General features: G+C 62.8%; 24 protein-coding genes and 1 riboswitch. Of the genes, 12 read left to right on the top strand and 12 right to left on the bottom strand.

Annotated features, from left to right (window positions below):
• Positions 1-74: 74 nt before the first annotated feature.
• Together ACD590_RS13410 and ACD590_RS13405 are read right to left on the bottom strand one after the other, a co-directional pair.
• Positions 75-764, bottom strand: a complete 690-nt coding sequence (locus ACD590_RS13410) for a VOC family protein (RefSeq protein WP_028732774.1) — start codon at positions 762-764, stop codon at positions 75-77.
• A gap of 174 nt (positions 765-938) precedes the next feature.
• Positions 939-1,373: a 6,7-dimethyl-8-ribityllumazine synthase gene (locus ACD590_RS13405; protein ID WP_047610695.1), complete on the bottom strand. Its 435-nt coding sequence runs from the start codon at positions 1,371-1,373 to the stop codon at positions 939-941.
• Between the two features lie 78 nt (positions 1,374-1,451).
• A riboswitch (FMN riboswitch) is annotated at positions 1,452-1,594 on the bottom strand.
• Positions 1,595-1,837: 243 nt separating this feature from the next.
• Here ACD590_RS13405 and ACD590_RS13400 point away from each other — a divergent pair.
• Entirely contained in the window at positions 1,838-2,284 is a 447-nt protein-coding gene (locus ACD590_RS13400) for an SRPBCC family protein (RefSeq protein WP_018242718.1), read from the top strand.
• Between the two features lie 233 nt (positions 2,285-2,517).
• Positions 2,518-2,829, top strand: a complete 312-nt coding sequence (locus ACD590_RS13395) for a GCG_CRPN prefix-to-repeats domain-containing protein (RefSeq protein WP_028732772.1) — start codon at positions 2,518-2,520, stop codon at positions 2,827-2,829.
• Between the two features lie 114 nt (positions 2,830-2,943).
• On the opposite strand, the gene ACD590_RS13390 is transcribed toward ACD590_RS13395, so the two are convergent.
• On the bottom strand, positions 2,944-3,168 hold the full coding sequence (locus ACD590_RS13390; RefSeq protein WP_018446333.1) for a hypothetical protein: 225 nt from the start codon (positions 3,166-3,168) through the stop codon (positions 2,944-2,946).
• 204 nt (positions 3,169-3,372) lie between these two features.
• Between ACD590_RS13390 and ACD590_RS13385 the strand changes: the two genes are divergently transcribed.
• From ACD590_RS13385 to ACD590_RS13375, 3 genes are all read left to right on the top strand, one after another.
• The gene (locus ACD590_RS13385; RefSeq protein ID WP_113544287.1) at positions 3,373-4,491 is read left to right on the top strand and encodes an adenylate/guanylate cyclase domain-containing protein; all 1,119 of its coding nucleotides are present in this window, start codon (positions 3,373-3,375) and stop codon (positions 4,489-4,491) included.
• Positions 4,492-4,564: 73 nt separating this feature from the next.
• A complete protein-coding gene (locus ACD590_RS13380; protein WP_028732770.1) occupies positions 4,565-5,209 on the top strand; it encodes a winged helix-turn-helix domain-containing protein in 645 nt (214 codons plus the stop codon).
• A complete protein-coding gene (locus tag ACD590_RS13375; RefSeq protein WP_439002751.1) occupies positions 5,206-6,450 on the top strand; it encodes an MFS transporter in 1,245 nt (414 codons plus the stop codon). The genes ACD590_RS13380 and ACD590_RS13375 overlap by 4 nt, the downstream gene beginning before the upstream one ends.
• On the opposite strand, the gene ACD590_RS13370 is transcribed toward ACD590_RS13375, so the two are convergent.
• Positions 6,437-7,369, bottom strand: a complete 933-nt coding sequence (locus ACD590_RS13370) for a LysR family transcriptional regulator (protein ID WP_439002750.1) — start codon at positions 7,367-7,369, stop codon at positions 6,437-6,439. The two genes, ACD590_RS13375 and ACD590_RS13370, sit on opposite strands and share 14 nt — an antisense overlap.
• Before the next feature lie 195 nt (positions 7,370-7,564).
• Positions 7,565-8,488: a phytanoyl-CoA dioxygenase family protein gene (locus ACD590_RS13365; protein ID WP_439002749.1), complete on the bottom strand. Its 924-nt coding sequence runs from the start codon at positions 8,486-8,488 to the stop codon at positions 7,565-7,567.
• A 97-nt stretch (positions 8,489-8,585) separates the two neighbouring features.
• Between ACD590_RS13365 and ACD590_RS13360 the strand changes: the two genes are divergently transcribed.
• Positions 8,586-9,410: a helix-turn-helix transcriptional regulator gene (locus tag ACD590_RS13360; protein ID WP_027683884.1), complete on the top strand. Its 825-nt coding sequence runs from the start codon at positions 8,586-8,588 to the stop codon at positions 9,408-9,410.
• 25 nt (positions 9,411-9,435) lie between these two features.
• Here ACD590_RS13360 and ACD590_RS13355 read toward each other — a convergent pair whose 3' ends face one another.
• Entirely contained in the window at positions 9,436-10,458 is a 1,023-nt protein-coding gene (locus ACD590_RS13355; protein ID WP_439002748.1) for an LLM class flavin-dependent oxidoreductase, read from the bottom strand.
• 304 nt (positions 10,459-10,762) lie between these two features.
• On the opposite strand from ACD590_RS13355, the gene ACD590_RS13350 reads away from it, so the two are divergent.
• Positions 10,763-11,410, top strand: coding sequence for a metallophosphoesterase family protein (locus ACD590_RS13350; protein WP_439002747.1), 648 nt, complete (start codon positions 10,763-10,765; stop codon positions 11,408-11,410).
• A gap of 108 nt (positions 11,411-11,518) precedes the next feature.
• Here ACD590_RS13350 and ACD590_RS13345 read toward each other — a convergent pair whose 3' ends face one another.
• Positions 11,519-11,881: a hypothetical protein gene (locus tag ACD590_RS13345; RefSeq protein ID WP_439002746.1), complete on the bottom strand. Its 363-nt coding sequence runs from the start codon at positions 11,879-11,881 to the stop codon at positions 11,519-11,521.
• A gap of 5 nt (positions 11,882-11,886) precedes the next feature.
• Entirely contained in the window at positions 11,887-12,684 is a 798-nt protein-coding gene (locus tag ACD590_RS13340; protein ID WP_439002745.1) for a DUF899 domain-containing protein, read from the bottom strand.
• A gap of 119 nt (positions 12,685-12,803) precedes the next feature.
• Between ACD590_RS13340 and ACD590_RS13335 the strand changes: the two genes are divergently transcribed.
• The 3 genes from ACD590_RS13335 (at position 12,804) to ACD590_RS13325 (ending at position 15,938) form a co-directional block, all read left to right on the top strand.
• Positions 12,804-14,024 carry a helix-turn-helix domain-containing protein gene (locus tag ACD590_RS13335; RefSeq protein WP_439002744.1) on the top strand — a complete coding sequence of 407 codons (1,221 nt, stop codon included), beginning with the start codon at positions 12,804-12,806 and terminating at the stop codon, positions 14,022-14,024.
• 48 nt (positions 14,025-14,072) lie between these two features.
• Positions 14,073-14,705, top strand: coding sequence for a Vgb family protein (locus tag ACD590_RS13330; protein ID WP_115157653.1), 633 nt, complete (start codon positions 14,073-14,075; stop codon positions 14,703-14,705).
• A 318-nt stretch (positions 14,706-15,023) separates the two neighbouring features.
• On the top strand, positions 15,024-15,938 hold the full coding sequence (locus tag ACD590_RS13325) for a phosphotriesterase family protein (RefSeq protein WP_439002743.1): 915 nt from the start codon (positions 15,024-15,026) through the stop codon (positions 15,936-15,938).
• 110 nt (positions 15,939-16,048) lie between these two features.
• Here the strand turns inward: ACD590_RS13325 and ACD590_RS13320 are convergent, their stop codons facing one another.
• Entirely contained in the window at positions 16,049-16,582 is a 534-nt protein-coding gene (locus ACD590_RS13320) for a GNAT family N-acetyltransferase (protein WP_439002742.1), read from the bottom strand.
• Positions 16,583-16,668: 86 nt separating this feature from the next.
• On the opposite strand from ACD590_RS13320, the gene ACD590_RS13315 reads away from it, so the two are divergent.
• Together ACD590_RS13315 and ACD590_RS13310 are read left to right on the top strand one after the other, a co-directional pair.
• The gene (locus ACD590_RS13315; protein WP_439002741.1) at positions 16,669-18,414 is read left to right on the top strand and encodes an ATP-binding protein; all 1,746 of its coding nucleotides are present in this window, start codon (positions 16,669-16,671) and stop codon (positions 18,412-18,414) included.
• A gap of 10 nt (positions 18,415-18,424) precedes the next feature.
• On the top strand, positions 18,425-18,826 hold the full coding sequence (locus tag ACD590_RS13310; protein WP_018242699.1) for a response regulator: 402 nt from the start codon (positions 18,425-18,427) through the stop codon (positions 18,824-18,826).
• A 65-nt stretch (positions 18,827-18,891) separates the two neighbouring features.
• Here ACD590_RS13310 and ACD590_RS13305 read toward each other — a convergent pair whose 3' ends face one another.
• The 3 genes from ACD590_RS13305 to ACD590_RS13295 all read right to left on the bottom strand — a co-directional run bounded on the left by ACD590_RS13305 (position 18,892) and on the right by ACD590_RS13295 (position 22,888).
• Positions 18,892-19,263 carry a DUF4440 domain-containing protein gene (locus ACD590_RS13305; protein WP_439002740.1) on the bottom strand — a complete coding sequence of 124 codons (372 nt, stop codon included), beginning with the start codon at positions 19,261-19,263 and terminating at the stop codon, positions 18,892-18,894.
• 189 nt (positions 19,264-19,452) lie between these two features.
• Entirely contained in the window at positions 19,453-21,276 is a 1,824-nt protein-coding gene (locus ACD590_RS13300; RefSeq protein ID WP_439002739.1) for a HAMP domain-containing methyl-accepting chemotaxis protein, read from the bottom strand.
• Positions 21,277-21,475: 199 nt separating this feature from the next.
• Positions 21,476-22,888 (bottom strand): PLP-dependent aminotransferase family protein, encoded by a 1,413-nt coding sequence (locus ACD590_RS13295; RefSeq protein WP_439002738.1) that lies wholly within the window; start codon positions 22,886-22,888, stop codon positions 21,476-21,478.
• Positions 22,889-22,908 lie beyond the last annotated feature (20 nt).

Raw genomic sequence — 22,908 nt, 5'->3', positions numbered from 1 at the left:
ACGATAAAACATTTCGGTATGGCGCGCGCCATACCGAAATGCCCTTGCTTCTCAGAGGATGTTGCCGCCTTTGCCTATAAGGGCAGCTGCTTGCCGGCCTGTTCGCTGACCATGTATTCCGCGTACCAGTCCGGCCAGCCTTCGTCGTGCTTGCCGCCGTTTCGCTTCTCGTGTTCACCATGGGCAGTTGCCGCACGGCGGAGTGCTGACGCAAGCTCGGTCGACGTCGTGAATTTCGTCTCGTCGGCGTCGATGCGCCCCGGTAGCCGCGTGGTGACTTCCTGGAACAGCCAGCCGTTGCCGTCGGGATCCTTGAATGAGGCGAAGGAGCGATAGCTGCGGTGATCGGGATCGCGGCCGGCGATCCGCAGTCGGCCGAACAGATAGGGTTCGTCCTTGCCGGCATAGACGCCGGCAGCGTCATGGAACACTTCGCTCACCTCGATGCCGCGGGCGATGAGATCGCGGCGGGCGGCCTCGATGTCGGAGACGATCAGGTAAAGCCCCTGGGCGGAACCGGGGGCCGCGGCGGTGACGTTCTTGCCGAAGATGATCGCGCAGCCGGAGCCGGGCGGGGTAAACTGAATTACACGGAAATCGGCATCATTGGCGAAGTCGGCGTCGAGCCGCCAGCCCAGGCCGTCGTAGAAACGTTTGGCACGATCCACGTCGGAAACAGGGATGACGACCACCTCGAGCTTGGTGTCGACGGGCTGTGTTCTCGGGGTCTCAATGGGGGTTTCACTGCGCATTGCATTGCTCATCTTCAGCTCCTTGGGGTTTTGGATGCGTTAAGAATGGCGATACATGTCAGTGGCCAGTGGACCACAGTGCGGTGAGGCCGTCGAATCAATTATTCTGTCTGATTTGGCCGTGTAGCGGAGTTGTATCGAAGCGGCGGGACTGTTCCCGCCGTCTTCTGTTCGTCGAACCGCTGACTACGCGGCAAGAGCGGCGCGGGTTTTGCCGATCGTCAGAGCTGCCTTTGCCGCTTCACGGCCTTTCTCGATGAAGTGCGCGCGGTAGATCTGCTTGTGATGCTCGGTTTCCTGATACTGGTGCGGCGTCAACGACACCGACAGGACCGGCACGCCCGTATCCATGCCGGCGCGCATCAGCCCATCGACGACGGCCTGGGCGACAAATTCGTGGCGGTAGATTCCGCCGTCGACGACGAAGGCGGCGGCAATGACGGCGCCGTAACGCCCGGTTGCCGCAAGATCGCGGGAAAGCAGCGGCATCTCGAATGCGCCGGGAACATCGAACACGTCGACCTGCTCGGGCGGAACGAGCTGGTAGAAGCCATCAAGGGCGCGGTCGACGATGTCGGCGTGCCAGCTGGCTTTGACGAAGGCGTAGCGGGTGGGTGTCACGGTAATCTCCTTTGGCAAACAGACACATCACCCAAGGCGATCACGAACGTCCCCGACAGCCGTAAGGGCGGCAGGAACGCACGTTCTCTTTCATCCGGACTATGACCGTCGGCTCAGGCATCTCACCTGATCTGCTGACCCTTCCTGAGAAGGCGCTCGCGGGCTCGCAATCAAAATTGCATACCGCCGGTAGGGACTTTCACCCCGCCCTGAGAACGGCACGAACAATAGGGGGAAGGCGGCGGGCTGGCAATAGGTCGAAATGCTTTCGCGGCCGGAGCTGGATCAGAGCTCCCCAAGCGGCGATTTCGCTCGTTCGTCGATGGCGACCGGCAATCCCTCTTGCGGAGGAGAGGCATGCGCCTACATGCTCTCTGTGAGGACATCTGGGTCAGAAATACCACGACAAGACAGGACGCGCTGTCTCCGCCTGGGCGGGGCCGTGACAACCATGGGAGAGAGTGATGCCAGAATCTTTCGTCGTTCACCGCGAGGCGCATATCGCGGCGCCGCCGGCCGCGGTGTTTGCGCTGATGACCGATCCGGAGAAGATCCTGCGCTGGATGGGAACGGAAGCGCAGGTCGAGCCGCAGCCCGGCGGACTCTATCTCGTCAACGTCACCGGCGCCCGCTTTGCACGCGGCTCGTTTCGTGAGGTGGTGCCGGTTCATCGCCTTGCCTACAGCTTCGGCTGGGACGGCAGCGAGGTGGTGCCGCCGGGGTCGAGCCTGGTCGAGATCGACCTGATCGAGCAGGGGGGCGGAACGCTGTTGCGGCTCACCCATAGCGGTCTGCCCAGCGCCGATCAATGCGCCGGCCATGCGGAAGGCTGGGCGCATTACCTCGGGCGGCTGACCGAAGTCGCCGCCGGGCGTGATCCAGGTCCTGACCCTTTTTACGGCAGGACGTAGCCCAGCGTTTCCGCCTTCAACATCGCCCGCTGCCAGAACAGGATGATTTTAGGCTGGATCTGCCAAAAGTCTGAATTCTGTTCTAAATTAAAGAGTTAGGGCATGAGGTCGTCCGAAAACCGCTCACACTTTTCGGCATCATGCTCCAGCGCCAAACATGAACGCGCAGTTCATCTCCAGTTCAATTTAGCGGCCATAAAGTGGGGACGGCTGGATTGAAAATGGAGTTCTCGATGAAAGCGCTTTCTATCGCGGCCGCCTTGCTCGTTGGCGGCCTCTCGATCGGCACAGCTGAGGCGACGCCGATGGGGACAATCAATGTCCAGAGCAATGTCACAAAGGTCGACTACGCCTGCGGTCGCGGCTGGCATCTGACGCGCTGGGGCGAATGCCGGCGAAACTGGAGACGCCCGCCGCCGGTAGCTTTCTACGGTGGTCCGCCCCGCTGGGGCTGGGAGCGGCGTCACCGGGATTGGGATGATGGCCCGCGCTGGCGCCATGAGAGGCGCTGGGATCGCGACCGGCGTTGGCGGGATGACGACTAAAGGTCTCGCTTAGATGTAATGGATGAAGGCCGGAGCGATTTTCGCCCGGCCTTTTCTAATGAAACAGCTTCGCCGACGCTGACAGCCAGCGTTCTCCCGATTTGCCCGAGAGGGTCAGATCCTGCCGACGAGCCAGTGCTTGTCGTCGATCAATTCCTCGAGCTCGATGGGATCCTTGACGCCGAATTCGAACCATTCGACGAGTTCTTTCGCCTTGCGGCTGCTCTCCTCCGCCGTCAGCTCGACCTGATACCTTTCGCACCATCGCCGAAGGATCGACGTCAGCAGCGTCATGTCATTCCCATCCAGCGGGTCTTTCGGCCAGAATATCGTGCCCATCGTACCCCTCAATCACACGATGACGAACGGCCCTATAATGGAATCAAAGTCGCGCAAGTTTAAAGTGTTTATTTTTTGTTTTCCACCGTGGCGAATGGTTTTCGACAGGGGAGCGGACGTCCTTTTTCGAACCAGGGGATGACCGCAAGCGGTCACTCCGGGGATGTCCTTGCGGCCGCCCCGGTGAGCGTGCGATGTTAAGCCATGGATCTGCCGTCCCCCCTTGCCTGGCTGATTGACGAGGCCGGCGCCTCGCCTGGTCCCGAACGGTTTCTGGCCGAACTCGGGCGCCGGCTGCTGGCCGATGGCCTGCCGCTTTCCGGTGGCGCGCTGACGCTTTCGGTGCCGCATCCGATCATCGCGCGGCGCACCTGGCTGTGGCGGGCCGAGACCGGTGCTGTCATCGAGGCGTTGGCCTTCGCCGCGGCTCCGCAGAGTGAGGCCGGGCGCGAGTGGCTGGCCGGGCTGGGACCGGTATGGGAGGATAGGATCGGGCCTGTACAGGACAATCAGATATCTGACAGACCGGTGCTCGGCTGGGCGGGTATCGCCAATGGGGCGGGGGCCGGTGCATTCGGCCCGGCTGAGGCTGGCCTGCTGCGCGAGGTCGCGCGTTTTGCTGGAGCGCCGCTCGCCGCCTTGGCGGCGCGGGAGGCGAAGGCCGCGCTGCTTGAAGCCTATCTCGGCCGCCGCAGCGCCGCCCGGGTGCAGGCCGGCGCCCTTGCCCGCGGCACCGGCGAGACCATCCGCGCAGCCCTTCTCTGCGCCGATCTGCGCGACTTCACCGCGCTCTCCGAAGTGACCGAGCCTCACGTGATGATCACCGCACTGGATGCCTGGTTCGACCGCGTCGCCGGCGCCGTGCATGCCTTCGGGGGCGAGGTGCTGAAGTTCATCGGCGACGGCGTGCTGGCGATCTTTCCGGTCACGGCTACGTCGAGCGAGGGCGACGCCGCTCGAGGGGATTGCGAGGCCTGCGAGGCAGCACTGCGCGCGGTCGCCGCCAGCCGCGCTGGCATGGCCCATCTCGATCAGGTGCGCCAGGCGCAGGGGCTGGCGCCGCTGCCCTTCGGCGCAGCATTGCATTTCGGCGAGATCCTGTGGGGCAATATTGGTGCTGCCGACCGGTTGGACTTTACCGCCATCGGCCCCGCCGTCAATCTGGTCAGCCGGCTGGAAGGGCTGTGTAAGCCGCTCGGCCGAAGCGTGCTGATCTCGGGCGCGGTTGCGGCGAATACGGCGACGGCACTGATGCCGCTCGGAGAGCACACCTTGCGTGGCATCGCCGACCCTTGCGCGGTCTTCACCCTGCCTGAGGATTGAGCTGCGGACAGGGCACTTGCATTTATGCAAAGAAAGCTTTGCAAAGATATCTTTGCAATAGTATGCTTCCGGCATGAAAAATCCGCGCCCGCAGCCTGCTCAATCCGTCACCGCACCCCGCACCCTCAGCCGTGTCGTGCCCGATCCAACCGCGCTGAAGGCGCTGACGCATCCTGTCCGGCTGCGCATGCTCGGCATGCTGCGGGTCGATGGCCCCGCCACCGCGACGCAGCTTGCGGCGCGGCTCGGGCTCAATAGCGGCGCGACCAGCTATCACCTGCGTCAGCTCGCCCAGTACGGATTCATCGAGGAAGCGCCGCATGCTTCGCGGCGCGACCGCTGGTGGCGCGCCAGCCACGAGCTCACCTCGGTGCCGGCAAGCGAGGTTGAGGGCGAAGCGCTGGATCTCGATCTCGCCTTCAACCAGGCGATACTCTCTCTGCAGGTCGGCCAGATGCAGCAGGCGCTGGAGGAATATGCCGAACTGCCGGCGGAATGGCGCAAGGCGAGTACGGCCAGCGACATCATCATCCCGATGACGGCGGAACAGGCCGAAGCCCTGACCAGGCGGCTGACCGATATCATTCTCGAAGCGATGCGGGTGGCGCCGCCTTTGGGAGAGCTGGCACCCCCGGATATGGTTCCTTTCTCTATCATGCTGCACGCCTTTCCCTATCCGGGCCGGCTCCCGCATCGCGAGGGGGATGATGGGTCATGAAGAAGGGCGGGCCATTCCTGGCGCTTGCCGCGGCCGAGACGCTTTCGCTTTCCGGCACGCGGCTGTCGACCATCGCTATTCCCTGGCTGGTGCTGAGCACGACCGGCAGCCCCGTTTTAACAGGGCTGACGGCGATGATGGAGATGCTGCCCTATGTCGCCGCCAAGGCGCTCAGTGGGCCGCTGATCGACCGCGTCGGCCCGAAGCGCATCGCTGTCGTCTGCGACATCGCTTCGGTGGCCGTGGTGATGCTGGTGCCGATGCTCGACTGGTTCGGCCTGCTTGTTATGCCGCTGCTGCTGCCTGTTGTCTTTGCCATGGGTGTGCTGCGCGGTCCATCCGATGCTGCCAAACAGGCGATGGTGCCGGATATTGCCGAATTGGCGGCCGTGCCGATCGAGCGGGTGACCGGCGTCGTCGGCGCCATCGAGCGGCTGGCCTCAACGGCGGGTGCTGCGGGTGCCGGAGCGCTGATCGGCTTGATCGGCCCGGGCCAGGCGCTCGTCGTCAATGCCATTACCTTCGCTGCCGCGGCGCTGATCGTTGGAGTGGGCATCCCCCGGCTCAGGAGTATGTCTGAGCTACGCGACGCGCCCGAGGCCCGGCCGGGCGGGATGTCGTCCTATCTCGGCGATCTCAGGGAAGGCTGGCGCTTTCTGCGCGGCGACGCGGTGCTCGTCAGCATTGTCATCATGGTGGCGACCACCAACCTGCTGGACCAGGCCTATCACGCGGTGCTGCTGCCCGTCTGGACGCAGAGCTCAGGCCATGGCCCGGAATTGCTGGGGGCGATGTTTTCGGCCTTCACCGGCGCCTCGATCGCGGGTGCTGCGATTGCCGCTGCGATCGGCGAGCGGATGCCGCGCCTGATGGTTTATACCGTGGCCTTCCTGCTGACCGGATTTCCGCGCTTTCTCGTTATTGCGCTGGATGCGCCGCTCTCCCTCATCTTCCTCACCCTGACAATCGCGGGATTTGCCTCGGGCTTCCTCAATCCGATCCTGTCGGCGGTGATCTTCGAGCGCATCCCCAAGCCGCTGACCGGCCGTGTCACCGCGATGAACGCCGCCCTCTGCTTCGCGCTCATCCCCTTCGGCGGCCTCGTCGGCGGCGCACTGATCAGCATGATCGGCCTTGCCGCGGCGCTCTCGCTCACCGGGCTCGCCTATCTCGCCGCAACGCTCTTTCCCCTGGCGCTGAAGAGCTTCCGCGGCTTCGACAAGCCTATCACCCAGAGCTAGCGTCGCGGTTGCTTGCCTGGCCCAGGTGCCCAAGCTCCTCGACCATCAGATCGATGAAACGGCGGACACGCGGTTCCAGCAGGCGCTTGTCGGGATAGAGAGCGACGATCTTTGCGTCGTCAGTTTCGAGGCCGGGCAGGACCTGCCGGAGGCGCCCGGCGAGGAGATCATCGGCGACGAGAAAATCGGGAAGGAGGGCAATCCCTAGTCCCGCCAGGGCGGCGTCGCGGATCGCCTCTGCGCTGTCGAGCCTCAGACGGCTGCGCCCTTGCGCTTTGACCCAGGGACCGCCTTCCCCGCGAAAGCGCCAGCCCTGCCTTTGATTGCGGCTGGCAAAGATCAGGCAGTCGTGGGCCGTGATATCGTCGATATCGCCCGGCTCACCACGCTCGGCAAGGTAAGACGGCGAGGCGCAGAGCCGCGCCTTGTATCTGGCGACCGTGCGCGCGATCAGGCCGGTGTCCGTCGCCGTCGCACCGATCCGGATTGCCAGATCGAAGCCGTCCTCGACGATGTCGGCCGGGCGATCGGTGAAGCTCACTTCGACCTGGATGTCGGGCCAGGCCCGAAGATATTTTTCGAGCAGGGGCAGCATGACGAGCCGCCCGAAGGCATCGGGAACGGTGAGCCTGAGAATGCCTCGCGGCGTGCTGTTCTGCCCTGCCACGCTCGCCTCCGCCTCGTCGACCGATTCAAGGATCTGCAGCCCGCGCTCGTAGAACATCCGGCCTTCGTCGGTCAGGCTCAGCGTCCTCGTCGTGCGGTTGAGCAGACGCGCGCCGAGCCGGTCTTCCAGGCGGATGACTGCCTTGCCAGCCGCCGAACGGGACAAGCCCATGGCTTGGCCGCCGGCGATAAAGCTCCCCGCATCGACGACGGCCATGAAGATCAGGATATCGTTCAGGTTCGTACGCGGCATGAGGCAACTCGAGCGGTTCGGCTACATCAATAAGTCGGGCAGTCATGGGATCGTTCAAGGCCCGGACCATCAACGCCCATCGCGGCAGTAAGGTCCCCACGCTTCGCTTCTATGTAGACGTCCCTTCGCCAATCAACCTGCCATAGCGGCCATCGCACCGGATAGCAGGTCAAAGATGGGCACTGGAAAGCCGGGCTACAGCATGTCGCCGAGGCTCCAGTGGTTGTTCCATCGGACGTCGATCTCGTCGTCGACATTCTGATATCTTATGTCGGTGGAGAGGCGCAGCCGCCGGCTGCGGTCCTGATTGGTGGTCGAGGCGTGGATCATGTAGGGAGAGTGGAGCACCACGTCACCGGCCTCATAATCGGCCGCGAGCCAGCGGGTGTCGAAGCGCTCCGCCATATCCGGGAGATCCTTCGACACCCAGCCGCCTTCCGCCATGTGGCTGTTATAGGCGCTGATCCGCTCGTCCGGGGAAAGATCGCCACTCCTGGCCCGGAACTCGGCTTCCATCTTGACGCCCAGCGCGTGCGAGCCTTCGAGGTAAACCAGGCCGCCCATCTCGGTGGGGATGTCGCCGATTGGAATCCAGGCCGTCACCAGGCGGCTGGTGCCGCCGCGGAGATAGACGAGATCATAGTGGGCGGGCGTGGCCGTCGACGATCCCGGCTGGACGAAACGCATGAGCTTGCGCTTATGCAGATAGGAAATGCCCTGCAGGAAATCGTCCATGAAGCGGGCGAGCGGCGGTTGCGCACAAAAGCCTTCATAGGCGGCTGAGCGGACGAGCGACATCAGGCGGCGATCCGCCAGGCTCCTGTCGAAGTCACCGGCAGACGCAATGCCAAGGGAAAAATCGCTGCCGGGCTCGATCAGTCCGGTTTCGGCGAGATGTTCGAGGACCCAGCGGCGGAAGTCGATCACGCCAGCCTTCGGCAGAAGGCCTTTCAGCCAGACATAGCCATCGTCCTGGTAGCGGCGGCGGATGGCGTCGACGCCGATGGCGGGATCGGTCGGCGTGAGCCAGCCCGTTCGCTCCGCAGGCAAGGTCTTGCCATGGGCGGCAAGGGTAAATTCCGGCCTTCTGACCTGCATGGCCTCAGCAGCAATTGACATTTCGCTCCTCCGTCGCTTGAGTTGGTTTGTCGTCAATTACCTGATCCTGCGCGCCAACCGACATAGAGGAAATTCATACCTGGACTTTTCGCTCATCATGAGAAACACCGAAGCCATCTATAGAACGCCGCCTGCCGCTGCCGGCGGACTTGCTGTCACCGGCAGCGGCAGGCAGCAGGCCCGCCGCGCGGTGACGGAGCGAAAACTGCCGAGTTTCGCCGTCGTCCTGGTAGAGCGCGGGCAGGGCTGGCTAGAAACCGCCGCCAGCGGCCGGCTGAGCCTGACCGGACCTGCATTGTTCTGGCTGTTTCCCAACCGGGTGCATTCCTATGGCCCCGACGAAGGCGGCTGGGACGAGCGCTGGGCGCTTTTCGAAGGATCTTTCATGCGGGACTTCGTGAGGATGAGGATCATCTCCGAGCGACATCCCGTCGTGGCTTTGCATCATCTCGATGAGGTGGTCCGGCTGTTCGGCAAGCTTCATGCCGATCTGCTTGACGATACCAATCTCGGGCAGGCATCGGCGGCATTGATGCTGCATCGCATCGTCATATCAGCCGCCAGACAGGCAAGCGGCGCGGCCGATCGACGCCAGGAAAGGCCCGACATGGCGAAAATCGTGGAAACGCTACGGCGGAGGGCGATGCAACCGTTGGACCTCGCAGCCTTTGCCGCCGAGCACGGCATGTCGCCGGCCACGCTGCGCAGGCGGTTCACGCTCGAAACCGGATTGCCTCCCAAGGCATTTCAGCTTCGGGCGCGCATGGATCATGCCAAACAGCTATTGGCAACCACCGACGAAAAGATCGAAACGGTGGCCGCCATGATCGGCCTGGACGATCCGTTTTATTTTTCGCGTGTTTTTCACGAACGTGAAGGCTGCAGCCCTCGCGAGTTCCGCGCGAGGTATCCGCGAGTTTGAGAGTCCGGCAGCTGTGGCCGGAGCGTCAGTGCCAACCCATCGCAGGCGCGACGTGGGTCAGGATGGCTTCGATGACATGAGCGTTGTATTCGACGCCCAGCTGGTTGGGGACGGTGAGCAGCAGCGTGTCGGCTTCGGCGATTGCCTCGTCCTCGGCGAGCTGCTTGATCAGGGCATCGGGTTCGGCGGCATAGCTGCGACCGAAGATCGCCCGGGTCTTCTCGTCGATGAAGCCGATCTTGTCCTCACCGTCGTTGCCGTAGCCAAAATAGGCGCGGTCGCGGTCATCGACCAGCGCGAAGATGCTGCGGCTGACCGAGACGCGAGGCTGGCGCGTGTGGCCGGCTTCTTTCCAGGCCTCGCGGTATGCCCGGATCTGGTCGGCCTGCTGGACTTGGAAGGGCTCTCCCGTCTCATCGTCCTTCAGCGTCGAGCTCTGCAGGTTCATACCGAGCTTGGCTGCCCACACGGCGGTGGCATTGGAGCTGGCGCCCCACCAGATCCGTTCGCGCAGGCCCTCGGAATGCGGCTCGAGGCGCAGCAGGCCAGGCGGGTTCGGAAACATTGGCCGCGGGTTCGGCTTGGCAAAACCTTCGCCGCGCAACACTTCGAGGAAGACTTCGGCATGGTGGCGGGCCATGTCGGCCTCGCTCTGACCTTCGGGCGGGGCATAGCCGAAATGGCGCCAGCCATCGATCACCTGTTCGGGCGAACCGCGGCTGATGCCGAGCTGCAGACGGCCGCCGGCGATGAGGTCGGCCGCACCGGCATCTTCGGCCATGTAGAGCGGGTTTTCGTAGCGCATGTCGATGACGGCAGTGCCGATCTCGATGCGGCTGGTTCTCGCGCCGACGGCTGATAGCAGCGGGAAGGGTGCTGCCAGCTGTCGGGCGAAGTGGTGCACGCGGAAATACGCCCCGTCAGCCCCGAGCTCCTCGGCCGCGACGGCAAGGTCGATCGACTGCAGCAGCGCATCGCCGGCCGAGCGCGTCTGCGATTGAGGCGAGGGCGTCCAGTGTCCGAACGAGAGAAAACCAATCTTCTTCATGCCGATGCCGCACCTTGATCCGTTGTATCTGGGTTCGACCGGTCATCGCACAGTTTCGGCCCGGAAGACAATCGGAACCGGATGGGTGTGGCCCAAAGGTCGCGCATCCAAGGCCTGAACTATATTGGCCGGTTGATTGCATCGAGCTTGCCAGTCAGTTGTTGAAGAAGGCTGGTTAGCAATCCCGTACCCATCCACGGATCGGCACCCTCGATGGCCGAGTCGGATTTTCTGTCGGCAGTATTGAGATCTGCCGCGGCGATCCGGACTTCACCTGACCCCCGACAGGCGCTAAAAATGAAACATGCGCTACACGTTCGCCATAGGTGATATCCACGGCTGTATCGATCCGCTGAACAGGATGATCGATCGGGTCGAGGCTTATGCGTCTGAAGGGACCGTCGTCTTCCTTGGCGACTATGTCGATCGCGGGCCTGACAGCAAAAGCGTCCTCGACCGGATCATCGCCGGTCCATCGGACCCGTGGCGATGGTTCTGCCTGAAAGGCAATCATGAGGACCTGATGGTTGCTGCCTATGCCGATAGCGACAGCAGAGACGTCTGGATCGGCATCGGCATCGGCGGACTTGAAACCGAAATGTCCTATGGCGGCAGAGTTCTGCCCCAGCATCTGCAATGGGCGGCCGATCTTCCCTTCATGCACATTGATCGATATCGCATCTTCGTCCATGCGGGCGTCGATCCAGCATTTCCGCTGCAGCAGCAGAGCGAGCACGATCTTCTCTGGTTACGGTTCCCTCCCGGTGAGTCCAGCGACTATTGGGGCAAGCACCTGGTCCACGGCCATACACCGTCGCTGTCTAACCCGGTGACGACAGGAAACCGCACCAACATCGACAGCGGCTGCGTCTTCGGCGGCAAGCTTTCCTGTGCGGTCTTCGACGACGATGTTGCCGGCGGGCCGATCGACTTTATCGAGGTGAGGGCATGAACTTGGTCGCGCCGGTAGCAGGTAAAGCCGGACGCGGCTGAGTGGGAGTGCGGCTTGCTCCCTCTTCTCCCCGCTGGGAAGAAGAGATACCGGTGGCGTCGTGGAGCGTTATGGGGGGCTTGTGCCCCGCCAGCCAGCGACGAGCCGCAGCCAGGGTGCCAAGTGGAAGCCGCTCATCAGCAGGTACATCGGCACCATTCCGCCGATCGGGAAGGCATCCGGCATTGTCGTGCAGATCATGTCGGCGCTGCCGGTCGTGGCTGTCAGCACCGCCATGATCGCGAATGTCGGAGCGGCTGCAAGCGACAGCCAATCGGCGGCGCGGCCGGTGATCCGGCTGCCTGGGCTAGCCCTGCCACCGCTCGGTTTCCCAGCTGATCCATCCGCGGCGGCAGCCAGCGAGAGCCATTCGGCGGCGTTGAGAGCGACGTTGCCGTCGCCTCTGCTTGGAGTGTGGGCGGAGAACAGCATCGGCGTCACTCCTTGCCGTACCGGTCGTGGTGGCGCCACCAGATGCCGGTTTCGTTGCGGCCCTTGGGGGCGCGGTCGAGCCATTGATACATGCCCCATAACCTGTCCAGCCCGCGCGCATAGCTGGAATAGCTGTGGTAGACGGCACCGTCGATGAGCTCGAAGGCGCTGACACCCGGGCGGTCGCGGGTATAGGTGGGGACATCGGTGCCGGTCATGGCGGCGATCTGGGTGATCGGCGCCTCGCTATCGCGGGGCTGCCGCTCCTGGACAGTCCTTGCGGTGAGCGGTTGGGGGGCGGGCGGTTCGCGGCGGTAATTATAGTCTACATCGCCCTGGTGCTGCTGCTCGGCAGAGAACCAGACGCTGAAATCGCCGTTGAAGTCGCTGCCAAAGGACGACGCCCAGGGAAAGCTCCAGTCCATCCGTCGCTTGAAAGCTTCGAGCTTTGCCAACGGCGCGCGGGAGACCGCCCAAAAGGCGACGTCGTGGTTCTCCAGGTGAACGAAGAAGCCGTTGAAGCCATCGGCGATCGACGAGCAGGACGGGCATCCCGCGGTATAATCCGGCCCAAACATGAAGTGATAGACGAGAAGCTGCGAGCGCCCACCGAAGAGATCCTTCAGCGAGACGTTGCCGCCGTCGGTGTCGAAGCGATATTGCTTGTCGATCCTCACTCGCGGCAATTGCTGGCGCTTCATCGCCAGCGCGTCGCTCTGCCGGGTCAGTTCCTTCTCCTCCTCGAGCAGATCGAGCCTTGCTGCCAGCCACTGCTGGCGTGTTGCGTTCAGCTGTTCCGTCATGGGTCTTCTCCTTTGCCTGTCTCTCGTCGTAGCATCCGGCGCAGGCTTGCTTGCCGGTCGACGACAAATCTAAGGCCAGGTGGAGAAACGGTGGGAGTGACAAGTGTGACGGGATTTGAATGGACTCGCTGATCACGGCGGCGGCGCAGGCGCTGGCAGCGGGCGATGCGCTTGGCGCGCTGAAGCGGGTGGCGCTGCGCGACGATGCGCCGGCGCTGGCGCTGCGCGGCATTGCGTTGGCGCAGCTCGGCGATCTCGTCCGCGCCAAGGCGCTGCTGAAGAGTGCGGCGCGTGCCTTCGGCCCGCGGGAGGCGATGGCCCGGGCCCGCTGCGTGGTCGCCGAGGCCGAGATCGCGCTCGTCTCGCGCGATCTCACCTGGCCGCCCAAGGCGCTGGAAGCGGCGCGCAAGGTGCTCGAAGCGCATGGCGACAGGGTCAATGCCGCCCATGCCAGGAATGTCGAGCTTCGCCGGCTGGTGCTAATCGGCCGGCTCGACGAGGCTGAGCGGGCGCTGGAAACGCTCGATCCAACGCCGCTGCCGCCGGCGGCAAGGGCCGCTCATGAGCTGGTGGTCGCGGGCATCGCGATCCGGCGCCTGCAGACGAATACGGCGCACGAGGCTCTCGACCGGGCGAGGCGGGCTGCACGCGAGGCCGGTATGCCGGTATTGACGGCGGAGGTGGAAAATGCCGCCCACGTGCTCAGCGCGCCGGTGGCGCGGCTGATCTCGCGCTGGCGGGAAAGCCCGCTGTTGCTCGAGGAGGTGGAAGAGCTGCTGGGTTCGGGCACGCTTGTCGTCGATGCCTGCCGCCACGTCGTGCGCGACGACCAGCTGTCGGTGTCGCTGGCAACGCGGCCCGTGCTCTTCACGCTCGCCCGGACGCTTGCCGAAGCCTGGCCGACGGATGTGGCACGCGGCACACTCATCGCGCGCGCCTTCCGCGGCAAACATGCCGATGAATCGCATCGCGCCCGGCTGCGCGTCGAGATCGGCCGGCTGCGCGCCGAACTGCGGGGACTGGCGGAGGTTTCGGCGACGAAACGCGGCTTTGCGCTTTCGCCGCGGCGTGCCGAAGAGACCGCCGTGCTGGCGCCGCTGGTCGAAGGTCAACATGGGGCGGTACTTGCCTTTCTCGCCGATGGCGAGGCGTGGTCGAGCTCGGCGCTCGCGATCGCGCTCGGCGCCAGCCCGCGCACCGTGCAGCGGGCGCTGGATTCGCTCGCCGATGAAGGCAGGGCGCAGTCGTTCGGGCGCGGGCGGGCGCGGCGCTGGATGAGCCCGCCGCTACCCGGTTTCCCGACGATCTTGTTACTCCCGGGACCGTTGCCAAGCGATTAGTATGGCTTGACTGATGAGGATGGCCTACGGGCGAACAGGATGGAAGAGATGAAAAAATCGGCTGCGACGATCATCCGTGAATATGGACCTTTTCCCGGTGCCGAGCGCGTCAACGGCGTCACCTTCGACGGTGAGCACGTCTGGTTCGCATCGGGTGACAAGCTGAATGCGCTCGATCCCGCAAGCGGCGAGGTGGTGCGCTCGATCGAGGTCGCATCGCATGCCGGCACGGCCTTCGATGGCGAGTTCCTCTATCAGATCGCCGAGGATGTCATTCACAAGATCGACCCCAAGTCCGGTCGTATCCTTTCCACCATCCCGGCGCCGGGCAATGGTGGCGATTCCGGCCTTGCCTGGGCCGAAGGCTCGCTTTGGGTCGGCCAGCACCGCGGCCGTAGGATCCATCAGATCGACCCGGAAACCGGCAAGATCCTCCGCACCATTGAATCCAACCGCGTCGTGACAGGCGTCACCTGGGTCGACGGCCAGCTCTGGCACGGCACCTGGGAGGGTGATGACAGCGACGTCAGGCGCATCGACCCCGAAACCGGAGAGGTGCTGGAGCGGCTGGAGATGCCCGAGGGCACCGGCGTCTCCGGCCTCGAATCCGACGGCGGCGACTGCTTCTTCTGCGGCGGAGGCGGCAGCGGCAAGATCCGCGCGGTGCGCCGGCCGGGGTGAGCGCGATGCGCCACCGTGGTGAGGCCCGGTCCGGCGAAGCGGGAGCAATCGATCCAGTGAACCGATTGCAGGGCCGAACGCCCTGAGCCATGCGAAGGGTTGGGAGAGGCAAGTTGACATGGGGAAGTAGTCGATGCGGCGTATCTTCCCCCCGGCGACAGTCAGCTCGCTAAGCCGGACGTCGATATCAAGGTCAGTCGTAAGAATTTCGATCAAGTGAGCGATTGATTTCATCACGTCACGATCTACTTTCGCGGCAGTGTCGAGGCTTGGGTCGAAGGCTGTACGCAAAGCCGGTATGATCGCGGGGGAGAGACTTTGAAACATCTGCGCACGACGCTCGGGCCTAAGAGCAGATCCGAACTTGGGATGATCCTCCCGCATGAGCACGTCTTCGTCGACCTCAGGACGCCGGACCAGCCCGGTTATGCCGAAGCAGACGTCGAAGACGTCGTTCGGTTGATGGCCCCCGAGATCGAGCGGATCAAGAAGCTCGGGGTGACGGCACTGGTCGAATGCTCGACGGGCGGCGTTGGACGCCGTGCGGATATCGATCTTGCCGTGTCGCTCGCGACGGATTTTCCGATCGTCGTTCCCACCGGCAATTACCGCGAGCCCTGGATTCCCGAATGGGTCCGCCAGGCTTCCGAGAAAGAGCTGGAGGCGTGGATGCTTCGCGAGCTGACGGAGCAGATCGACGAGACCGGGTTCCAGGCAGGCTGGATCAAGCTCAGCGCCGGCGATGACGGTATGACGGCGCTCGAGACGAAAATCCTGCGGGCAGCCGCGCGCGCCGCGGCGCAGACGGGCGCCGTCATCGGCAGTCATACGATCAGGGGACGGGTCGTTATGGATCAGCTCGATGTCATCGAGGCAGAGGGCTACAGGGCTGACAGGTTCATCTCGATCCATACGCAGGAAGAAAAGGACTTCGCCTATAATGTCGCCGTCGCCGAGCGAGGCGCCTGGATCGAGTATGACCATGTCGGCCGGGGCGGAGACAACGAGGTGGCGGAGCTGGTGATCAAGGCGCTGGAGGCGGGCTGCGGCGATCGCCTGTTGTTGAGCCATGACCGTGGCTGGTTCGATCCGGCGCTGCCGATGGGCGGGATACCCAAACCGTACACCCATCTTTCCACCGTCTTGCTGCCCGAGCTGAAACGGCGGGGCGTAGACGACGGAACCCTGATGCGCCTGACCCACGACAATCCATTCGAGGCATTCGCCCGATAGGGGAGTGGCTGGCCTAATTGCTCGAAAGGGTATTTGTTTCAAGTTCAGGCCGAAATATTGATCAGCCGGGCTCGCGGGGGCCTATTCAGAAATCGACGCGATACCGGGATCTATGCCGTGCCGCGCTCGTCGAACAAGAGCGCCATGCTGATCGCATCGATGAACCGACCGTCGATGCGTGCCGCACGTCGGACGATGCCTTCGCGGGCAAATCCCATCTTTTCGTAGAGAGCGATAGCACGGGCGTTGTCTTCATAAACATCGAGTTCAACCCGCGCAAAATCGGCGTCCTGCGCGGCTCTCAATGTCGTCTCGATGAGCCTTCGTCCCAGACCCTTGCCCCGATAGGCGGGAAGAATCCCCATTCCGAGTTTTCCGCGATGCGCGTGGGACGGGAAAAAATGTCGGCTGATGTCGCACCAGCCGAGGACCTGGTTTTCAGCGGTGGCGACGAATTGCGGATTGCCTTTTGCAATCATGTCCATCACGAACTCACGCATCTGCGGCAGGGGCGTTGCTTCCAGCATGGACAGGTATTTTTTCTCCCGCGCGACCACGTCGAGCGCATGATGAAAGCTGTCGATATGGACGGCAGCGATCGGCTCGATCCTGATGCCTGATGTATCCGACGATGCAGCATCCATGTGCTTCTCCTTCAACGATTGCGATGCCTATGGGGGGACCTGCCGCAGACCCGCACGGGAGCGCATAATTCACGGTCCGTCAACCTTTGCGTGTCAATTTCTGGGCAGCGGGCGCCATCAAAAGGTTGCAGGTATTGAAGGTCGGGCTCACATCGCACATTACGTTCGTCCTGGTGACGCTCACCTGCGCGGCGGCTGTGTTGCTGTGCGGATTTGCGTGGCTCGCAGCGGTGAAGGTCGATGATCTCTCGCTCCGTCGGCAGGCCGATTTCGTCCGACAGGGACTGGAAGAGCAGATCGCGGCACTTCCGCGGGAGCAGGAAAGCGTCACCAAATGGGACGATGCCTTCCTCTATACCAAACAGCGGAACCATGAGTGGCTGCTCGACAATATCGGCCAGTGGACCAACCGGTATTTCGGGCACGACAGAACCTACATCTTCGACGACACCAATCGCCTGATGTTCGCCTTCCGTGACGGCGCCGATGCCATGCCGCCGCGGCTCGGTGACGACGACGGCCAAGAAATGACTGCTCTCGCCGGAGAGATTCGCGCCGTTCTCGTCGAGCGGGCTGCAAAGCCCGGCGCTGAAGCGCTTGGTCAACTGGCCAAGGTTCGGACGATTATGATCGGCAACAGACCGGCAATTGCCAGTGCGCGTCCCATTCTGCCGAGCTCGGCCAGGATGCAGATCGAGGCGGGCCAGGAGTTCATCGCCATCTCGGTCAAGTTCATCGATGGAAAAACTGCCGAAAACATCGCCCATCATGCGCTGCTCGAAGGGTTGCATTTCGCGCCTTCGAAAGGTGAGGACGAGCGGGCGCAAGTGTTGGTGTCGTCCCATAACGGCGGCACGATCGGCTATCTCGTGTGGCCGCCTATCCTGCCCGGTTTTATGCTGCTTCATCAAATCGCGCCGGCAGGGCTCGGTTGCCTGGCGCTGCTGATCACCGTGGTGTTCTGGCTCGGACGAGGTCTGCATCGCACCTCGCTGACCCTGCTGGACAGCCAAGAGCAGCTCACCCACCACCGCAACCATCTGGAAGAGATGGTGGCCGATCGAACGGCCGAGATCGAAAGGCAGAGAGAGGAACTGGACCGCCTGCTGGTGCACGAACGCCAGGTGAATGCGCTCCAGCGCCAGTTCGTCGCCATGGCCTCGCACGAGTTTCGCACGCCGCTCGCCATCATCGACGCCGCTGCGCAGCGGCTCTGCCGCTCGACCACCAACGTCAGCGGCGATTACGTTCACGAAAAGGCCGGCGTGATCCGCAGTGCGGTGGTGCGCATGGTCGATCTGATGGAGAGTATCCTCGCCAGCGGGCGGCTCGAAACCGGACAGATCACACTGAAGCGGAGCGAAGGTGACCTGAAAGCGGTGCTCGTCACGTGCTGCGACAGGCAGCGCCATCTCAGCCGCACGCATGTGTTCCATCTCGATCTTGAGCCCATACCGGATGTATTGACGTTCGACCGCAGCGCGATGGAACAGGTCTTCACCAACCTGATTTCGAACGCCGTCAAATATTCACCCAACGCGCCTGACATTCATGTTCGCGCCCGGGCCGACGACAAGACGGTGGAGATCGCCATCTCCGACAGCGGCATCGGCATGGATGCGGAGGATCTGCCGAAGCTGTTCCAGCCCTATTATCGCGCCCGCAGCGCGACGGGCATTGCCGGGACGGGCATCGGTCTCAACGTCGTCAAGCAGGTTATCGAACTACACGGCGGCACCGTCGAGGTGACGAGCGAGCTTGGCAAAGGCACAACATTTACCATTCTTCTGCCAATAGAGTTTCTATTGTCGGATCAACAAGTCGCAGCTTAAGGAAGAGCTCATGGTTACAGTCCTGTGCATAGAAGACGAAGTCGAGATCCGGAACCTCCTCGTCGAAGAGTTGAGCGAAGCCGGCTACAGGACGCTCGAGGCCTCGAACGGCGCCGAGGGACTGGAAATGATCCTGTCGAAATGGCCCGATATCGTCATTAGCGATATTTCGATGCCGGTCATGGACGGGCACCAGCTTCTGGCGGAAATTCAGATCAATCATCCCGAGCTCTCCAACATTCCCTTCATCCTGCTGACGGCACTGACCGACCGGGAAAACACGCTAGCCGGCCTGCGCGGCGGAGCGGCGGACTATCTGACGAAGCCGCTCGACTTCGATCTGCTGCTCGCCAAGCTCGAAGGCTGCGTGACGCGCCTTGCCAATGACAAAGCGGTCCACCGGTCGTTCTGATGATCGACGGGGTTAGGGGGCGGCTGCGTCAATTCCACGCCTCGCGCGATTTTGACATTGGCGGCTCAGCCGGCAATGGTTCCCTGATGGAAGACGATCTTCCAGCTCCCGCCAGAGCTTTGCCAGATGGTGGTTCTGAGCGTCGTTCTGCCGGGTTCGTCCAGCGTGTAGTTCAGCAGATAGAGGTTTTCGGCGAGTCGGCGGATCGAGAAGTCCCGGCAGGGCCAGTCATGCCTTTCCGGCTGCTGGTAGCGCTCCAGTAGGTTAGCGATGGCGAAGTCGCGCTGGTAGATCCTGCCACTTGCGCCAATCTCGAAGAAATCCTCCGCCGTCATGGCTTCCAGATCGTCACGGCTCGTGCCGAAGGCACGCCGATGGAATATCGGCTCCCTCTGCCGAAGTTCGCCTAGAATGGTTTCGAGATCGAGATCAGACATCGTCAAATTCTCTAAATACGCGCGAATGTCGAACGATATCACTTTGTTCTCTCGCGGCGCCTTCGCGACAGCCCGCCTGCTCAGCAACGTTAGCTCGGACCAGCATCGAAGGTCGCGCAGGGAGGCGGCCCGCATTCCTGTTCGCAAAGCCGGTAGACTCCGTGCTTCGTGATGCGATCGTCCTCCGGCTCAAGCCGTTCTGCGACGCGCGTAAGCGCTGTCCTGCACGATATCGTTCAAATTGAATTGCCTGATCAACTGGCGAAGCGTGGCGCCTTCGTCGGCAAGCGATGCGGAAGCGGCGCTCGCCTCCTCGACCATGGCTGCGTTTTGCTGCGTGGTCTGGTCGAGGCTGTTGACGGCCGTATTGATCTCCGCCAGGCCGACGGATTGTTCCCGGGCGGAGACGGCGATTGCCTCGACATGGCGGTTGATGGCAACGATCAGCTCGCCGATGGTTTTCAACGCTTCGCCGGTTTTCGAGACCAATCCGACGCCGGCTGCGACTTCTCCCGCCGATGCATGGATCAGCGTTTTGATTTCCTTGGCCGCCTGCGCGGAGCGCTGCGCCAGTTCGCGGACCTCCTGCGCCACCACGGCAAATCCCTTGCCTGCCTCGCCGGCGCGCGCGGCCTCGACACCGGCATTGAGGGCCAAGAGATTGGTCTGGAACGCGATCTCGTCGATCACGCTGATGATGTTGGAAATCTGGCTGGAGGATTGCTCGATCCGACTCATGGCCTGGACCGCCTGGCTTACGATCTCACCTGATGTCGTCGCACCGGCATTCGCCTGCGCGGCCACCTCGCGGGCTTCCTCGGCGCGCTTGGAGGCGGATGCGACATTGGCTGTGATTTCATCGAGAGCAGCGGCTGTCTGCTCGAGCGCCGCTGCCTGTTGTTCGGTTCGTTTCGCCAGGTCGTTTGCGCTGTTGGCGATTTCATTCGAGCCGCCGTCGATATTGACGGCTGATCCCGCCACTTTGGCGAGGGTCTGGCAGAGTTTTGCGACGGCGCCGTTGAAATCCCCGCGCAGGCCCTCGAAATCCGCATCGAAAGGCTCGCTGATCTGAACGGTGAGATCGCCGCCGGCAAGTTGCTTCAGGCTCTCTGCCAATCCGTTCGTGGCTTGCGCCATGGCCGCAGCCCGCGCGCGCTCCGTTTGCTCGCGGCGCTGCCGCTCGGATTCCGTCAGCACTCGATTCGTTTCGATATTTTCATCGGCTCTGATCTTGGCAAGCGCCGTCTGCCGAAAGACCTCAACCGCCGCCGCCATCGCACCGATTTCGTCCGTGCGGCTGGAATAGGGAATCTGCGTGCCGGTGTCGCCAGAGGCCAGCCCGGTCATCGATTGCGTGATCTTCTTGATCGGACGCGAGATCTGGATTGCCACATAGGAGATCGCGCCAGCAACGATCGCAATCACGAGTGCCGTGAATACCGAGGTTGTCCAGAGAATGCCCAAGTACGTGGATTGACTGTTTTCGTAGGACGCCTCGGAGCCATTGACGTTTATCGTCAGCAATTCATTGGCCAGTTCTTCCGCGCGGTCGACGAATGGCTCCATGTCGGAATAGAAGATCGTCTTGGCAACATCGTTGTCGTTCTTGCGGGATTTTTCCAGCATAGGCTCGGACGATTTCTGGTAGCTCGCGGCCTGCTCCTCAATCTGCTGCAGCAATTGGCCTTCGCGCGGCGAGGATATGAGCGGCCGATAGGCTGCAATCGCATTGTCAAGCTCAGTGCGCTGAGAGGTAATCTTTACTTCTGCAGCGGCGATAGCCTGGTCGCTGATCGACATGATATGGTTGGCGTAGGCAAACTTCATGCGTTCCAGCTCGAAGCCGATATTGCGGGCTACCGAAACACTCGGCAGCCAGTTCTTGGCGATTGCCGTCGTGTCCTGGTTAACCTGCTGTACGCTCCTGAGGGAAAACAGCCCAAAGCTCAGGAAGATGAACGCAAATGTTACATTGATGATTGTCAGCGAGGTTCGAACCTTTGGCTTGCGCATGCAACACCTTCTTCGGAGCAATGATCAGGCCAAAGTTCTAGACTTGGTGATCGTTTGGCGTGTGCGAATTCTAACTCTCTGCATTTAAAGAAAAATGAATATATGTATGAGGCATAGCGGGCAGGCGGCTGTGTTCCCCGCGTCTTACGCGGATGACCACTAGTACGAGGACGGTTGCCGCCGAAGAGCACCCTTGTGCCTAATGCCTCTCTTTCGGTAGGAAGTCGCGGAGCGCCTCGAGGACGCGCGGGTCGAGCGTTTGCGACACGTTGAAGCGCATGAAATTCGTTGCCGATTGCGACAGGCTGAATGCGTTTCCGGGAGCCAAAACGATCCTCTTTTCCAATGCGGCCCGCGCCACATCAGCCGCATCGATGCCGTCGGGCAGCCGGCACCAGAGGAACATTCCAGCCTGGGGCTCCAGCCAGGGCGTTATGCCGAGATTCTTCAGCCGGGCCGAGACCTCGGTCATCGCCCGGGAGAGCCGGTGTCTCAGCGTCTCCATGTGTTTGCGATAGCTGCCGTCGCTCAAGACGTTCAGCACCAGTCCCGCCGTCAGCCGGCCGCCGCCGAAGGAGGTGGCGATCTTGAGGTCTGTGAGGCCGTCAATCCATTCTGGTTTCGCCACGACGAAGCCGCAGCGGGCCGAGGCCGAGAGGGTCTTCGAGAAGCTGCCGATGTGAATGACCCGCTCGAGCCCGTCGAAGGCGGCAAGGCGGGGTGCCGGCGTATATTCGAAATCGGCGAAGATATCGTCCTCGATGATGGCCAGGTCGAACTGGTCGGCGAGTTTTAGAACGCGGTGGGCGGTAACAGGAGACAACGTCGCGCCTGTGGGATTGTGGATGGCGGAGTTGGTGATGTAGAGCCGCGGACGCTCACCGGCGACGACTTGCGCAAAGGCTTCGATATCGGGACCGGACGGCGTGTAGGGCACACCAACGATCTTTGCCCGATGGGCGCGCAGCAGCGCATGGAAATTGAAATAGCAGGGATCGTCGACCAGCACCGTGTCGCCGGGTTCCAGCAGGAAACGGCAGAGCAGATCGATTGCCTGCGTGCCGGAATCGGCCAGCATGATTTGGTCGGGGGAGGCTTCGATCCCGCGTTCACCCAGGCGGCGGGAAATCAGCTGGCGCAGTTGCGGCAAGCCGAGCGGCGAGCCGTAATCGGCGAGCGCCGGCCCGTCGGCGCGGGCAAGCGTTCTGAGCCCGCGGCGCATGCTCTCCCCCGGTAGCCAGGAGGGCGGCAGCCAGCCGCAGCCAGGCTTCAGGTCGGCTTCGCCGGCCTCCAGCGATTGCCGCGATATCCAGAACGGATCGACCGCGCGGTCGAGCTTCGGTCCGGCCTCGGCAAGCGCAAAGGGCGCTGCCTGGTTGGCGACGTAGAATCCCGAGCCTGGTCTTGCCAGGATCGCGCCTTCGGCGACCAACCGTTCATAAGCGTCGACGACTGTCGATGTTGACAGCTTCAACGTCGCCGCCAGCCCCCGGACCGAGGGCAGCCTTGCGCCGGGCGTCAGGCTGCGGGCGGCGATGCGCTGCCTGATTGTTGCAACAACCATCTCCACGCGTGTCCGTCCTTCGTTCATCCGTATTGCCTTCCGCACCATTACAGTTTGACGAAATTGTA

It is taken from the genome of Rhizobium sp. 862_C5_N1_2, from assembly GCF_051811205.1.
GTDB classification, from domain to species: Bacteria; Pseudomonadota; Alphaproteobacteria; order Rhizobiales; family Rhizobiaceae; genus Rhizobium; species Rhizobium leguminosarum.
Note: the sequence above shows the minus strand (reverse complement) of the source record. Positions and strands in the feature narration are given on the sequence as shown.

Excerpts from the sequence above, each read along its gene's own strand:
- ACD590_RS13400 (WP_018242718.1), top strand. The coding sequence starts at position 1,838 with ATGCCAGAATCTTTCGTCGTTCACCGCGAGGCGCATATCGCGGCGCCG.
- ACD590_RS13375 (WP_439002751.1), top strand. The coding sequence starts at position 5,206 with ATGAAGAAGGGCGGGCCATTCCTGGCGCTTGCCGCGGCCGAGACGCTT.
- ACD590_RS13330 (WP_115157653.1), top strand. The coding sequence starts at position 14,073 with ATGAAAAAATCGGCTGCGACGATCATCCGTGAATATGGACCTTTTCCC.
- ACD590_RS13365 (WP_439002749.1), bottom strand. The coding sequence starts at position 8,488 with ATGTCAATTGCTGCTGAGGCCATGCAGGTCAGAAGGCCGGAATTTACC.
- ACD590_RS13320 (WP_439002742.1), bottom strand. The coding sequence starts at position 16,582 with ATGGATGCTGCATCGTCGGATACATCAGGCATCAGGATCGAGCCGATC.
- ACD590_RS13295 (WP_439002738.1), bottom strand. The coding sequence starts at position 22,888 with ATGGTGCGGAAGGCAATACGGATGAACGAAGGACGGACACGCGTGGAG.
- ACD590_RS13390 (WP_018446333.1), bottom strand. The coding sequence starts at position 3,168 with ATGGGCACGATATTCTGGCCGAAAGACCCGCTGGATGGGAATGACATG.
- ACD590_RS13380 (WP_028732770.1), top strand. The coding sequence starts at position 4,565 with ATGAAAAATCCGCGCCCGCAGCCTGCTCAATCCGTCACCGCACCCCGC.
- ACD590_RS13310 (WP_018242699.1), top strand. The coding sequence starts at position 18,425 with ATGGTTACAGTCCTGTGCATAGAAGACGAAGTCGAGATCCGGAACCTC.
- ACD590_RS13305 (WP_439002740.1), bottom strand. The coding sequence starts at position 19,263 with ATGTCTGATCTCGATCTCGAAACCATTCTAGGCGAACTTCGGCAGAGG.
- ACD590_RS13395 (WP_028732772.1), top strand. The coding sequence starts at position 2,518 with ATGAAAGCGCTTTCTATCGCGGCCGCCTTGCTCGTTGGCGGCCTCTCG.
- ACD590_RS13410 (WP_028732774.1), bottom strand. The coding sequence starts at position 764 with ATGAGCAATGCAATGCGCAGTGAAACCCCCATTGAGACCCCGAGAACA.
- ACD590_RS13355 (WP_439002748.1), bottom strand. The coding sequence starts at position 10,458 with ATGAAGAAGATTGGTTTTCTCTCGTTCGGACACTGGACGCCCTCGCCT.
- ACD590_RS13385 (WP_113544287.1), top strand. The coding sequence starts at position 3,373 with ATGGATCTGCCGTCCCCCCTTGCCTGGCTGATTGACGAGGCCGGCGCC.
- ACD590_RS13345 (WP_439002746.1), bottom strand. The coding sequence starts at position 11,881 with ATGCTGTTCTCCGCCCACACTCCAAGCAGAGGCGACGGCAACGTCGCT.
- ACD590_RS13300 (WP_439002739.1), bottom strand. The coding sequence starts at position 21,276 with ATGCGCAAGCCAAAGGTTCGAACCTCGCTGACAATCATCAATGTAACA.
- ACD590_RS13335 (WP_439002744.1), top strand. The coding sequence starts at position 12,804 with ATGGACTCGCTGATCACGGCGGCGGCGCAGGCGCTGGCAGCGGGCGAT.
- ACD590_RS13370 (WP_439002750.1), bottom strand. The coding sequence starts at position 7,369 with ATGCCGCGTACGAACCTGAACGATATCCTGATCTTCATGGCCGTCGTC.
- ACD590_RS13350 (WP_439002747.1), top strand. The coding sequence starts at position 10,763 with ATGCGCTACACGTTCGCCATAGGTGATATCCACGGCTGTATCGATCCG.
- ACD590_RS13360 (WP_027683884.1), top strand. The coding sequence starts at position 8,586 with ATGAGAAACACCGAAGCCATCTATAGAACGCCGCCTGCCGCTGCCGGC.
- ACD590_RS13340 (WP_439002745.1), bottom strand. The coding sequence starts at position 12,684 with ATGACGGAACAGCTGAACGCAACACGCCAGCAGTGGCTGGCAGCAAGG.